A 14249-nucleotide genomic window follows, 5' to 3' on the forward strand; every position below is an offset into this window, starting at 1 on the left:
AATTTTACTGATAGCAAAATTTATCTTGAATCTGTGTTATTGATTTTTTTTATCTTTAAAATTTCAGATTCATGTAATGCATCCGTCACCTGTCCTGTTTTTGCAAAGTCTGCCCAAAGTGCACGGATTTTTTTACCTTCCTGAAAAAGATATTCCCACGAAATGTTTTTTAAAAGTACTGAATTTTTCCATGCTGTTTTATTGGCAAATATCAAAGGAAGATCTATACAATGAGAAGCTCCGGTATAACTTTCGTCAGATAAAGAATAGATTTTATACAAATGGATATTTCCTCTGCCATTAGCATAATTGTGTGCAAAAACCTGAGCCGGTTTTTCATAGATTGACTTAGTTGTAGATCTTATAATGCTGTTCAGAATTCTCTTAGGCAGATAAGTATAGAGACCGTTCTCTGCAGTTTTTACATAAAATGCAGTTTCATCATGATTTGAACCAATCAGAACATCATATTTTGAAGCATTTTTTCTCCATAAATCCAAACTTTCTTCTTCTTTACACAAAGGAGAAAAACCGTATTGAGTGCAAAAAGGCATTGAAGTCTTTAGTCCGTATTTTCTGAATGATGGTAAAAACTTTTCATAACTGTTCACCATTTTCAGAACATCATTTTCATTTTTAAGATCTTCTGTTTTAAGGAAAAACTCTTCTGACATTTTTTGTCTTCTATGCCTGAAACCAAGTGGTGCACTTTGGATAATTGCCCGGTGAAACAATCCTTCCACACCTTCTGAAATCATCAGATGAGCAATGGCATCACCACCGGAAGACTGTCCGAAAAGCGTAATATTGTTCTTATCACCATCAAAATTTTCAATATGATTCTGAATCCATTTCAGAGCTTCTATTATATCAAACAAACCTAAATTGGCTGGTCTTTCATCAGTTCCACCCAAAAAACCAAACAAACCCAAACGATAAGAGACCGAAACTACCATTACATTTTGTTCCTTTACCCAGACTGAAGGATCTGAAGTGGGAAGACTTCCGCAACCAATTTCGTAAGAACCACCATGAATCCAGACAATGACAGGAAATTTTCCGGTATTTTTTGAAATTTCAGGACGGGTAATGGTAAGAAATTGTGGAGATTCATCAGGAATAAAATCTTCCGGATCTGTTTTTTGAATCAATCTATCTAAAAAAGGACTTAATTTTTGAGGACAAACCGGAGTTTTATCTAAAATTTGTTCAAAACTATTTTTTAATCTTGCAGGATGTTTGAACCTATCTGATCGGGCGTAGCGAATATTTTTAGCCTTTAAAACATTGTTTTCACGAAATGCAAGAATATCTCCTATAGATGTACGAAATGTATGAGTTTTAACCTGATTCTGCATTGTAGTTGTAATACTTTCTACTATAAATGTAAGATTAATTCAGGAATTAAATGTTTTTTGAGAAATAATTTAACTGTATAAGGTTTAAAGTATACGGATAAATGCAGAAAAGTTCAAACAAAAAATGCCCCAGTAGAAACTGAGGCATCTTTATTTTGATTAAGAAAAATCTTAAGCGTTTACGTTGTTTCCACCTAAAACGAAAGGCTCAACTTCTTTGATTTCTCCAAATTGCTGCTCATAATTAGCAACATTTTGCTGAAGTGCAGCTAAAACTCTCTTAGCGTGAAGAGGAGCCAAGATTACTCTTGATCTTACATTTGCTTGTTGTACACCCGGCATTAACTGGATGAAATCTACAACGAATTCAGATGGAGAGTGGTTTACTAAAGCTAGGTTACAGTAAACTCCTGAAGCGATCATTTCGTTTAACTGGATGTTGATGTTTCCGTCTTGTGGATTTTGATTTTGATTGTCCATTTTTTTGTTTGATGTTTTTGTTTTTAAAATTCAAGGTTCAAAAATAAATAAAACTTTGAACCCCGAACATTAAATTTTAAATTATTTTAATAAGATTTGTGCTTCGGATTACCATTTTGTATCCCGAAGCACAAAGTCTTTTTATTAGTTTAGATCTTCGAATTCTTTTTTAGAACCTACAATAACATTCTGATATTCTTTAAGACCCGTTCCTGCAGGAATTCTGTGTCCTACAATTACGTTTTCTTTAAGACCATTCAGTTCATCAACTTTACCAGCAACTGCTGCTTCGTTAAGAACTTTTGTTGTTTCCTGGAATGATGCTGCAGACATGAAAGATTTTGTCTGAAGAGCCGCTCTTGTAATACCCTGCAATACTGGTGTAGCGGTTGCAGGCAATGCATCTCTTACTTCAACCAAAGCCTGATCTTCACGCTTCAGTTTAGAGTTTTCGTCTCTCAACTCTCTTGCTGTAATCATCTGTCCTGGTTTGAAAACTTTAGAATCTCCTGCTTCAGTAACTACTTTAAGACCGAATACTCTGTTGTTTTCTTCAAGGAAGTCATATTTATGTTCAAGAGCTCCTTCAAGGAATTGAGTATCACCTCCATCAACGATAGATACTTTTGTCATCATCTGTCTTACAATGATTTCAAAGTGTTTGTCGTCAATTTTCACCCCCTGAAGACGGTAAACTTCCTGAATTTCATTTACTAAATATTCCTGAACCGCAGTTGGACCTTTGATCTTCAAGATGTCATCCGGAGTAACTGAACCGTCAGAAAGTGGCGAACCAGCTCTCACGAAGTCATTTTCCTGAACAAGGATCTGATTTGATAATTTAACTAAATAAATTTTTCTCTCTCCGGTTTTAGCCTCAACGATCAATTCACGGTTACCTCTCTTGATTTTCCCGTAAGAAACTACCCCATCAATTTCTGTAACAACCGCTGGGTTTGAAGGATTTCTTGCTTCAAATAATTCGGTAACTCTAGGAAGACCTCCGGTGATATCCCCTGCTTTTGCAGATTTTCTCGGGATCTTGATTAAGACTTTACCTGCCTTAATTTTTTCACCATCATTAACCATTAAGTGGGCTCCTACCGGTAAGTTGTACCCTTTTTGTTCAACTCCTTTAGAGTCTACTACTTTCAAGGTAGGTACCGCTTTCTTATTTCTAGATTCAGAGATTACTTTTTCTTCGAAACCAGTTTGCTCGTCGATTTCCAATTGGAAAGAAACCCCCTGAATAATATCTTCGTACTCAACTTTACCTGCAGTTTCAGCAATAATAACGGCATTATAAGGATCCCATCTACAGATCATATCTCCTTTGCTTACTTTATCTCCTGGTTTTACAGCCAAGATAGCACCATAAGGAATGTTGGCAACCATCAACGGAGTTCTTGCTTCGTTATCAGCAACCAATCTGAATTCTGTTGAACGGGAAACTACAACCTCAGCTGTATTACCGTTTTCATCTTCAGAAGTAATGGTTCTTACTTCATCCATTTCAACGATACCGTCTCTTCTTGCAACAATTGAAGGGTTTTCTGAAACGTTACCTGCAGTACCTCCCTGGTGGAAGGTTCTCAACGTAAGCTGAGTTCCCGGTTCACCAATAGATTGTGCTGCAATTACACCTACCGCTTCACCCATGTGAATCATCTTACCTGTTGCTAAGTTTCTACCGTAACATTTCGCACAGATACCTTTTTTAGTTTCACAAGTAAGTGGTGAACGTACTTCAACTGCTTCTAATCCTGCTTCTTCGATTTTCTTAGCCAGCTCCTCAGAAATTACCTGATCAGCATTTGCAATCAACTCGTCAGTTTCAGGATCATAAATATTATGAAGAGATACTCTACCTAAGATTCTTTCAGAGATTCTTTCAACGATTTCGTCGTTTTTCTTCAATGCAGTAACTTCGGTTCCTCTTAAAGTTCCACAGTCTTCTTCTGTAACGATAACATCCTGTGCAACGTCTACCAGTCTTCTCGTTAAGTAACCAGCATCGGCAGTTTTAAGAGCGGTATCCGCAAGACCTTTACGGGCACCGTGGGTAGAGATAAAGTATTCTAAGATTGAAAGACCTTCCTTAAAGTTTGCAAGGATCGGGTTTTCGATGATTTCCGCACCAGTAGAACCGGCTTTCTGCGGTTTTGCCATCAAACCTCTCATCCCTGATAACTGACGGATCTGTTCTTTAGAACCCCTCGCTCCTGAATCAAGCATCATGTATACAGAGTTGAAACCACCTTGGTCAACTTTCATTCTGCTCATGATCATTTCAGTTAATCCTGCATTGGTATTTGTCCAAACGTCAATTACCTGATTATAACGTTCTGTATCTGTAATAAGACCCATGTTATAGTTGGCTCTAATCTCGTCAACAGCTTCAATAGACTGTGCAATCATCTGCTTTTTCTCAACAGGAACTACGATGTCACCTAATGAGAAAGAAAGACCTCCTTTAAATGCATTTGAATAACCTAAATCTTTCATTGCATCCAGGAACTTCACTGTTGTAGGGAAATCTGTATCAGCAAGGATTTTACCGATAACGTTTCTCAATGATTTCTTCGTTAAAAGCTCATTAATATATCCTACTTGCTTAGGTACAATCTGGTTGAATAAAATTCTACCTACAGAAGTTTCGATCAATCTTGTAACGATTTCTCCGTTTTCTTTGATCGGAAGTCTACATCTTACTTTAGCATTTAAAGATACTCTTCCTTCAGCATAAGCGATTTCCGCTTCTTCAGGAGAATAGAATGCAAGACCCTCTCCTTTTACTTTCATATCTTCTGTAGAGCTTAATTCTTTGGTCATGAAATAAAGACCAAGAACCATGTCCTGAGAAGGTACCGTAATTGGAGAACCGTTTGCCGGGTTTAAGATATTCTGAGAACCTAACATCAATAACTGAGCTTCAAGGATCGCTTCAGGACCTAATGGTAAGTGTACCGCCATCTGGTCACCATCGAAATCGGCGTTGAATGCTGTTGTTACCAACGGGTGTAGCTGGATTGCCTTACCTTCGATCATCTTAGGTTGGAATGCCTGAATACCCAGTCTGTGAAGCGTAGGTGCTCTGTTCAATAGAACAGGGTGACCTTTCATCACATTTTCCAGGATATCATATACTACTGGTTCTTTTCTATCAATAATTCTCTTTGCAGATTTTACTGTTTTTACAATCCCTCTTTCAATCAGTTTTCTGATGATGAACGGTTTGTAAAGTTCAGCTGCCATATCCTTAGGAATACCACACTCGTGAAGCTGTAAGTTTGGACCTACAACAATTACCGAACGCGCAGAATAATCTACCCTTTTTCCTAGTAAGTTCTGACGGAAACGACCCTGCTTACCTTTCAATGAATCTGAAAGTGATTTCAATGGTCTGTTTGATTCAGATTTTACAGCTGAAGATTTTCTTGTATTATCGAACAATGAATCTACTGATTCCTGAAGCATACGCTTCTCGTTTCTCAAGATTACTTCCGGAGCTTTGATCTCCAATAATCTTTTCAAACGGTTATTTCTGATAATTACCCTTCTGTAAAGGTCATTCAAATCGGAAGTTGCAAAACGTCCACCATCCAACGGAACCAATGGTCTTAATTCTGGTGGTATTACAGGAAGCACACGCATAATCATCCACTCTGGTCTGTTGATCATTCTTGTATTAGCACCTCTTAATGCTTCTACAACATTCAATCTTTTCAGAGCTTCTGTTCTTCTTTGTTTTGAACCTTCGTTGTGAGCTTTGTGTCTCAAGTCGAAAGACAAGGCATCAAGATCAATTCTTTTTAACAATTCTTCAACCGCTTCGGCACCCATCTTAGCAATGAATTTGTTCGGATCAGAATCATCAAGATATTGATTTTCGATCGGAAGAGTTTCCATAATATCAAGGTATTCTTCCTCAGTAAGGAACTCCATGTGATCGAAATCTGAACCGTCTAATTTTTTAGCAATACCTTGTTGGATCACTACATATCTTTCGTAGTAGATGATCATATCCAATTTCTTGGAAGGAATTCCTAAAAGGTAACCGATTTTGTTTGGCAACGAACGGAAATACCAGATGTGAGCAATTGGAACTACCAGATTGATATGCCCGATTCTCTCTCTACGTACTTTTTTCTCCGTAACTTCTACACCACAACGGTCACAAACGATCCCTTTATAACGAATTCTCTTGTATTTACCACAAGCACATTCGTAATCTTTGATAGGACCAAAGATTTTTTCACAGAACAAACCGTCTCTTTCAGGCTTGTGGGTTCTGTAGTTAATAGTTTCCGGTTTAAGAACCTCCCCTCTTGAATCCTGAAGTATGGACTCCGGTGAAGCTAAACCGATGGTTATTTTATTAAATCTACTTGATTTATTTTTATTTGACATTTGTTAGATTTTAAATTTTAGATTTTAGATTTTAGATTAATTTCTGAATGTCTCCATTCAGCATTTATAATTTAAAATTTAAAATTATTCCTCTAGTCTTACGTCTAATCCAAGACCTTGTAACTCATGCAGCAATACATTGAAAGATTCCGGAATACCAGGTTCTGGCATTGCTTCACCTTTTGCAATCGCTTCATAAGTTTTTGCTCTACCAATCACGTCATCCGACTTCACAGTAAGAATCTCTCTAAGGATATTGGATGCTCCGAATGCTTCAAGAGCCCAAACCTCCATCTCTCCAAATCTCTGACCACCAAATTGAGCTTTACCTCCTAATGGCTGCTGAGTAATTAATGAATAAGGACCGATAGAACGTGCGTGCATCTTATCATCAACCATGTGACCCAGTTTCAGCATGTAGATTACACCCACTGTAGCAGCCTGTGTAAATCTTTCTCCTGTACCACCGTCATAAAGGTAAGTGTGACCAAATTTAGGAAGACCTGCTTTATCAGTATATTCTGTAATCTGATCAAGAGTAGCACCATCAAAGATCGGTGTAGCGAACTTCATTCCTAATTTCTGACCAGCCCATCCTAAAACTGTTTCGTAGATCTGACCGATGTTCATACGCGAAGGTACCCCAAGTGGATTCAATACGATATCTACCGGTGTTCCGTCTTCCAAGAAAGGCATATCTTCTTCACGAACGATTCTTGATACGATACCTTTGTTACCGTGACGTCCTGCCATTTTATCTCCTACGTTCAGTTTACGTTTTTTAGCAATATAAACTTTAGCCAACTTCATGATCCCTGCAGGAAGCTCGTCTCCGATAGAAATTGCAAATTTCTCACGGTTTTTAACTCCCTGGATATCGTTGTACTTGATTTTATAATTGTGAATCAACTGTTTGATCAATTCATTCTTATCAGCATCAACCGTCCAGTCTGCACCGCTTACGTTTACATAATCTTCAACTGAAGTCAATAACTTATGAGTGAATTTCACCCCTTTACCGATAATTTCTTCATCTAAGTCATTAGTAACTCCCTGAGAAGTTTTACCGCTAACTAAAGTATTCAATTTTTCGATTAAAGTATTTCTCAACTCGTCAAACTTAGCTTTGTAAGTATTTTCAATCTCTTCAAGCTTAAGTTTTTCTTCAGTTCTTTTCTTTTTATCCTTAATGTTTCTAGAGAACAATTTTTTGTTGATTACAACACCTCTTAATGAAGAATCTGCTTTCAATGAAGCATCTTTTACATCACCGGCTTTGTCACCAAAAATGGCTCTCAAAAGTTTTTCTTCAGGAGTAGGGTCAGATTCACCTTTTGGAGTGATTTTACCAATCATGATATCTCCAGGCTTCACTTCAGCACCAATTCTGATCATACCGTTCTCGTCAAGATCTTTTGTAGCTTCTTCAGAAACGTTCGGAATATCTGCTGTCAATTCTTCCATACCTAATTTGGTATCACGAACTTCCAAAGAATATTCATCTACGTGGATCGAAGTAAACCAGTCTTCACGTACAACTTTTTCGTTGATTACGATTGCATCCTCGAAGTTATAACCCTTCCAAGGCATGAACGCAACTACCAAGTTTCTACCAAGAGCCAATTCTCCTTTTTCAGTAGCATAACCGTCGCAAAGCACCTGTCCTTTTTCTACTACATCACCTACTCTTACGTTTGGTCTTAAAGTAATGGTCGTACTTTGATTGGTTTTTCTAAACTTAGTTAAGTTATATGTTTTTGTAGCGGATTCGAAAGACACTAAATCTTCGTCTTCGCTTCTTTCATATTTAATAATAATCTTATCTGCATCTACATACTCTACAGTACCTCTTCCTTCTGCATTGATCAAGATTCTTGAATCTTTAGCAACCTGCTGTTCCAGACCTGTACCTACAATCGGAGCCTGTGGCTTCAACAAAGGAACTGCCTGACGCATCATGTTCGATCCCATCAATGCACGGTTTGCATCATCATGTTCCAAGAAAGGAATTAATGAAGCAGAAATACCAGAGATCTGGTTCGGAGCAACATCTATTAAGTTAACTTCAGAAGGTTCAACAACCGGATAATCACCGTCAAGACGGGCAATAATTCTGTCTGTTTCAAAACCACCATTATCATTCAACTCAACATTCGCCTGAGCGATTACTTTATCTTCTTCATCTTCTGCATTTAAGTAAATCGGATCTGCATTCAAATCAACTTTACCATCTGCTACCTTTCTGTACGGAGTTTCGATGAAACCTAAAGTATTGATTTTAGCATAGATACCTAAAGATGAAATCAAACCAATGTTTGGTCCTTCCGGAGTTTCAATAGGGCAAATTCTTCCGTAGTGTGTATGGTGAACGTCACGAACCTCGAAACCTGCTCTTTCTCTTGATAAACCACCAGGTCCTAGTGCAGAAAGTCTACGCTTATGCGTGATCTCTGACAATGGGTTGGTCTGGTCCATGAACTGAGAAAGCTGGTTGGTACCAAAGAATGAATTAATAACTGATGTTAAAGTTTTAGCATTAACAAGATCAAGAGGAGTAAAGATTTCGTTATCTCTAACGTTCATTCTTTCCTTGATTGTTCTTGCAATTCTTGAAAGACCTACCCCAAACTGTCCTGCCAACTGCTCACCAACGGTTTTAATTCTTCTGTTTGATAAGTGGTCGATATCATCAACCTCAGCTTTAGAATTTACCAATTCGATTAAGTGTCTTACAATCGCAATGATATCTTCTTTTGTAAGAACTTCAGTTGTGGTAGGAATGTTAAGACCTAACTTTTTGTTTAGTCTGTAACGTCCAACTTCACCTAATGAATATCTTTGCTCAGAGAAGAATAATTTTTCGATAATTCCTCTTGCAGTTTCCTCATCTGGCGGATCTGCATTTCTTAACTGACGGTAAATATATTCTACCGCTTCTTTTTCAGAGTTGGTAGGGTCTTTTTGTAAAGTATTCTGAATAATAGAGAATTCGTTTGAATTTTCTTTGTGAATCAAAATAGATTTCACACCAGCATCCAAAATAAGATCTAAATGTTCTTTTTCAAGAATCGTTTCTCTGTCTAAGATGATTTCGTTTCTTTCGATAGAAACAACTTCACCGGTATCTTCGTCTACGAAATCTTCAAACCAAGTGTTCAAAACTCTCGCAGCCAATGTTCTTCCTTCTACTTTTTTAAGCGCAGCTTTAGAAACCTTCACTTCTTCTGCAAGGTCGAAGATCTGAAGAATGTCTTTATCAGATTCAAAACCGATTGCTCTTAATAGTGTAGTTAAAGGTAATTTTTTCTTACGGTCGATATAAGCGTACATTACGCTGTTGATATCGGTTGTAAATTCCATCCAAGATCCTTTGAAAGGAATAATTCTTGAATAGTATAGTTTGGTTCCGTTTGCGTGATAAGTCTGTCCGAAGAATACACCCGGAGATCTGTGTAACTGAGTTACAATAACACGCTCTGCTCCATTAATGATAAATGAACCAGAAGGAGTCATATAAGGTACCGGACCTAAATAAACATCCTGTACAACTGTCTGAAAATCTTCATGTTCAGGATCTGTACAGTACAATTTAAGTCTTGCTTTAAGAGGAACGGAGTACGTTAAACCTCTTTCCACACATTCGTCGATCGAATAACGCGGAGAATCTACCAGATAATCTAAGAATTCCAATACGAATTGGTTTCTGGAATCGGTAATTGGAAAGTTTTCCTGGAAGGTTTTGTGCAAACCTTCTTTCTTTCTGTCTTCAGGAAGTGTGTCTAACTGGAAAAACTCTCTAAATGACTCTAATTGGATGTCCAAGAAGTCAGGAGTGATAATCTTTCCTTTAGCCGAAGAGAAATTAATTCTCTCTACTCCCTTAGTTGTTGATGTTGTTTTACTCATAAAACTTTTAAGAAAGGGTTAAAAAATATTTTGTTTTTATTAAAAAATATCAGAAAAAGCTTTGAAGAGAAAAGAGGCAAGAGAAAGACATTTGATGTTTGGCGCTATCAGAAGTGGTCTTTGTTCTTAATTCTTAATTCTAAATCTAATTCTAACTGCAACACTGGTATATCTTTTCACAGTGTAGTGCAAAATATTTTTATGATATCTTATGGGATTAAAATAACAGAATGAGTATAAAACACGAAAAGCTCTTTCAATTTACGAAAGAGTTGATTTTCAATATTTTATCGTATTATGTATAATTTAAGCGCCAAAAGAGACTGCAAATTTACATATTTTTTAGTTCTTAAACAAAAAAACCACCTCAAAATGAAGTGGTTAAAATTTATCTGCTAAATTTTATTTATGGTTTCCAGAACGACCAGACCGTACCATTGAAAACAGCCAACTGTTTATTAAAAGTATCATACACTATCATTCCCGGAGCAGGATTGATAATATTAAGATGAGGACTCGCTACTTTCGGTAAAACCATCGCTTTATTCGTATCTTCCAAAACTAAAATTCCGGGAGTGGAAGTGAGTGTTCCTATCGCAGATTTAGCAAGAGTATTTTCTGTTGCTGAATTTTGTATAAGTACACCATCTACACTTGTTAATGGATCTACTGTAGTACCTTGTGTATTAATACTGAGATCCTTCCATGCAGCATTATATTTTACTTTCACCTTTTTATCAGTAAGATCATACACCATAGTCCCGTTTACTACGCCCGTAACTGCTGCTGTAGAAGTAACCCAAGGCAAAACCATTCCACGGTTTTCTGTTCCGAAATCCAGAGATACCGATGGTGATGCAACACTTGCTTTTCCAATTGCTACCTGAGAAAAAACAGATACCGAAAACAAAGCAAACAATATTGTGATTATATTTTTCATTTTAAATTTCTTTTATTATTAATCTCTTTAATTAGTAGGACATGTCTGCGTATTGAAACAAGCCCAGCCTGCAGGAGTACCCGTGGTATTTACCTGTAAACAATCTAGTGTTGTATTGTAAACCATCATTCCTTCTACCAAATCAGCAGCAGGTATTGCTGCAATCTGAGCAGTTGTTAATCTGTTTAACACAAAACCTTTAGTTTTAGATTCTAAAGCAGTCCACGCTCCTTTTCTTACCATCGGCCAATTATTTCCAGACGCACTATTACCAGCTCTGTTTAGAGAAGTGATTCCGTGAGAAGTATCCAACACTGTTCCAGCGGTAACAGCCGGTCTGTAACAAACAGCCTGAGTATCTGTATCTGTAGCCGAATTATTAGTTGTATTAGTTTCTGTAATATTTGAAGGCGGCGTAATAGTTACAGTATTTACGAGATTTCCGTTAAATGAAAAAGGTATACTCACTACTACGGTATAAGTAACAGTTCCACCAACAGGCAGGTTAACAACATCATTAATTGCGCCTGTTTGCGTTCCGGTAACTGAAGTGGTAGCTCCGCCTGCAACAACTGCCGTATAACTAACATTCGCCGCCGGAATTCCTGAAGGCACAGGATCTGAAACGGTAGCACCCAAAACACCAAACGGACCATTATTCCTCGCTACAATCGTATAAGTAGTGCTGGTTCCGGAAGAATAAGTGGTTACACCATTTGTTTTGGTCACCGCAAGATCAGAACTGAAAGTAATTGGAGCTGTAACACAATGAGCACCATCATTGGCATTACTGCTCGGAGATCCGGAAATTAAAACTCTTTGTCCATTGGTGATATTAAACTGGTAAAAACCGCCTGCATTATCCGATCCATATAACTCACCTGTACTTGAGCCAAACATAGCTCCGAAAGATATCGCACCTGGCGCAGAACCTATTGGTGTTACAGCACCTGTTGCAGGATTAATAGAAACCAACTGCCCGTTAGTTGAATTTACAGTATATAATAATCCAGTTGTAACATTATAAGCCAAATCAGCAACATTAATACTTGCTGAAAGAGTGATCGTTGTTGCCGTCATAGTATTCAAATTGATACGGTAAATCTGATTATTATCTGAGTTTATTTTCACATAATAATTACCTAAATTATCAATCTCACCAGCATTGAAAGTTGCTACAGGCAGCCCTGTTACAGGACCTAAATTAATAGAAGTACCATCAGTATTAATGACTATAACATTATTTGAATTAAGAACCTGCATTCCATACAAACGTCCGTCTAATGGGTTTAATCCTATTGCATTATAATTTACAGAAGCCGTTCCTATTGCTGGATAAGTAAAAGGATTTGTCGTTGTATTCACATTGTATAAAGTAGCCGTCTGAGAAAGGTACATTGCTGTAGTACAGCCAAAAGCATTAGCACACTGAACGTCTTGTATTACAGAATTCTGCGCAGTTCCTATCCCTTGTCCGACGTCGCTTCCTATATCAGCAGCACCAGATGTATTAACCAAGTTCGGAACACCATTGGCATTTATCCCACCATTAGCTGTTGTATTAATACTTCCGTTAGCGTTTATCTGTGACAATGTAACATTTTCATCACCTTCTACTGCATCAAAACAACCGTCGTTATCAGAATCCAGATCTAGATAATCTGGAGTTCCATCATTATCGGTATCACAAAGAGCAAGAGGTATAGAAATATTATCAAGACTCCAGTCATCCTGAATGGCATTCATTCTAAATGCCAATGTTGCCGTAGCAGGTCCGGAATAAGGTATATTAATAGTGAAAGTCCGGGTTGTAAATCCTGTTTGTGAAGCTGTAGAAAATGGAGTAAAATCACTCACGGCTCCATTTGCCATGGTTATCGTTACATTATTGGTTCCCACAGTTCTTACCGTACTGTTATTCAAAGTGGCATAAACAACATTGTTAAGCAGAATATCAAGAGAAGCCGTACTTCCCGCTGAATTACCACCATCTTGAGCTCCAACAGTAAGTGTTAAAGCAATTACACCATCGTAAGGTTTATCTAAATTTGATAATGATTGAGATAATGTTTGGTTTACAGCATTATCAGTAGTATTTTGAGATGTTCCGCCTGCAGCCACCCAGCCGCCACTGTTTGTCCAACCATTTAAATTAGTAGTAAAAGTACCATTTGTTACCGTATTTGTTTCCGGGCATTCGACAGAGTCTAAAATACCGTCATTATCATCATCAAGATCTAGATCATTAGTTATTCCGTCACCATCAGTATCAGCTTTTACAATTACACTTATAAATGCATTAGAAGATGCACTTGGAGAACTTACACCATTCAGTGTATAATTATCTTGTATTGTATAAGGGATTGTAGCCATACCAACAAAACCAGCTACCGGAGTAAATGTTACTTGTCCGGTCGTCGTATTTACAGACCATGTTCCCTGAGTAGTAACAACCGAGGTCTGCCCACCAGTAAATCTTACAGTATTGGCAACAACACTTCCGTCGGGATCAGTATCATTAGTTGCCACATTTATCGTCACAGGTGTATTCTGAAGAGTAGTTGCATTATCATTTACAGCAATAGGTACAGCATTGATAGCATTTGCCGTAACCGAAACATTTATTGATTCAAAGCTGGATGTAGATGCATTAGAGCCAGGATAAAAGGTTAGAGTTCTTGTAGTTGCAGATGCTATAAAACGAAGTCTTCTTGTAACCCAAGTGTTTCTAGTTGCTACAGTTTGTGTAATATTTACTCTGGAGGCACCTTCTAATTGGTAAGCAAAGGCATCTATAAAAGTAGGACTATAAGCTGGTGCAGTTGCAGATAAAGTGTAGACCAAGACTTCATATTCTCTCCCAACTGTAAGACCAGACATTGTCACTCTTATGGCTTCCTCACCAGCAACAGTTCCTATATCTCTTAAAGTAATAAAGAAGTTATGATTGTTAGGAGGTACTGGTAAAGGGCTTAAGTTCCATGTGGCACCACCGCCTGTTGTTGTGTTAGTTGCAGCAGTAGTACGATTAGATACATCTGGTGTACCAGAAACTGTAGTCCAATTCGCATTGGGCGTACAGTTGGAACAAAGAGTTGTACCTTCTGAAGAGGCTATGGTTTGTGACAAAAGCCACGAGTTCATAAAAAAAATTA

At 37.6% G+C, this 14249-nt stretch carries 6 protein-coding genes; all 6 read right to left on the reverse strand.

Features of this window, described 5'->3' with window-relative positions; genetic code table 11:
• Window positions 1-20: 20 nt before the first annotated feature.
• Window positions 21-1358, reverse strand: coding sequence for a carboxylesterase family protein (locus tag FNE73_RS08545; RefSeq protein WP_143884209.1), 1338 nt, complete (start codon window positions 1356-1358; stop codon window positions 21-23).
• Between the two features lie 171 nt (window positions 1359-1529).
• Complete coding sequence (locus FNE73_RS08550) at window positions 1530-1838, reverse strand: DUF3467 domain-containing protein (RefSeq protein WP_089745554.1); 309 nt, start codon at window positions 1836-1838, stop codon at window positions 1530-1532.
• 144 nt (window positions 1839-1982) lie between these two features.
• Window positions 1983-6248: a DNA-directed RNA polymerase subunit beta' gene (rpoC, locus tag FNE73_RS08555; protein WP_143884210.1), complete on the reverse strand. Its 4266-nt coding sequence runs from the start codon at window positions 6246-6248 to the stop codon at window positions 1983-1985.
• Window positions 6249-6332: 84 nt separating this feature from the next.
• On the reverse strand, window positions 6333-10154 hold the full coding sequence (gene rpoB, locus FNE73_RS08560; protein ID WP_143884211.1) for a DNA-directed RNA polymerase subunit beta: 3822 nt from the start codon (window positions 10152-10154) through the stop codon (window positions 6333-6335).
• A gap of 406 nt (window positions 10155-10560) precedes the next feature.
• A complete protein-coding gene (locus FNE73_RS08565) occupies window positions 10561-11094 on the reverse strand; it encodes a hypothetical protein (RefSeq protein ID WP_143884212.1) in 534 nt (177 codons plus the stop codon).
• A gap of 27 nt (window positions 11095-11121) precedes the next feature.
• Window positions 11122-14238 carry a beta strand repeat-containing protein gene (locus FNE73_RS08570; protein ID WP_143884213.1) on the reverse strand — a complete coding sequence of 1039 codons (3117 nt, stop codon included), beginning with the start codon at window positions 14236-14238 and terminating at the stop codon, window positions 11122-11124.
• Window positions 14239-14249 lie beyond the last annotated feature (11 nt).

The organism is Chryseobacterium binzhouense, from assembly GCF_007474545.1.
Classification (GTDB): domain Bacteria; phylum Bacteroidota; class Bacteroidia; order Flavobacteriales; family Weeksellaceae; genus Chryseobacterium; species Chryseobacterium binzhouense.

Excerpts from the sequence above, each read along its gene's own strand:
- FNE73_RS08545 (WP_143884209.1), bottom strand. The coding sequence starts at position 1,358 with ATGCAGAATCAGGTTAAAACTCATACATTTCGTACATCTATAGGAGAT.
- FNE73_RS08550 (WP_089745554.1), bottom strand. The coding sequence starts at position 1,838 with ATGGACAATCAAAATCAAAATCCACAAGACGGAAACATCAACATCCAG.
- rpoC (WP_143884210.1), bottom strand. The coding sequence starts at position 6,248 with ATGTCAAATAAAAATAAATCAAGTAGATTTAATAAAATAACCATCGGT.
- rpoB (WP_143884211.1), bottom strand. The coding sequence starts at position 10,154 with ATGAGTAAAACAACATCAACAACTAAGGGAGTAGAGAGAATTAATTTC.
- FNE73_RS08565 (WP_143884212.1), bottom strand. The coding sequence starts at position 11,094 with ATGAAAAATATAATCACAATATTGTTTGCTTTGTTTTCGGTATCTGTT.
- FNE73_RS08570 (WP_143884213.1), bottom strand. The coding sequence starts at position 14,238 with ATGAACTCGTGGCTTTTGTCACAAACCATAGCCTCTTCAGAAGGTACA.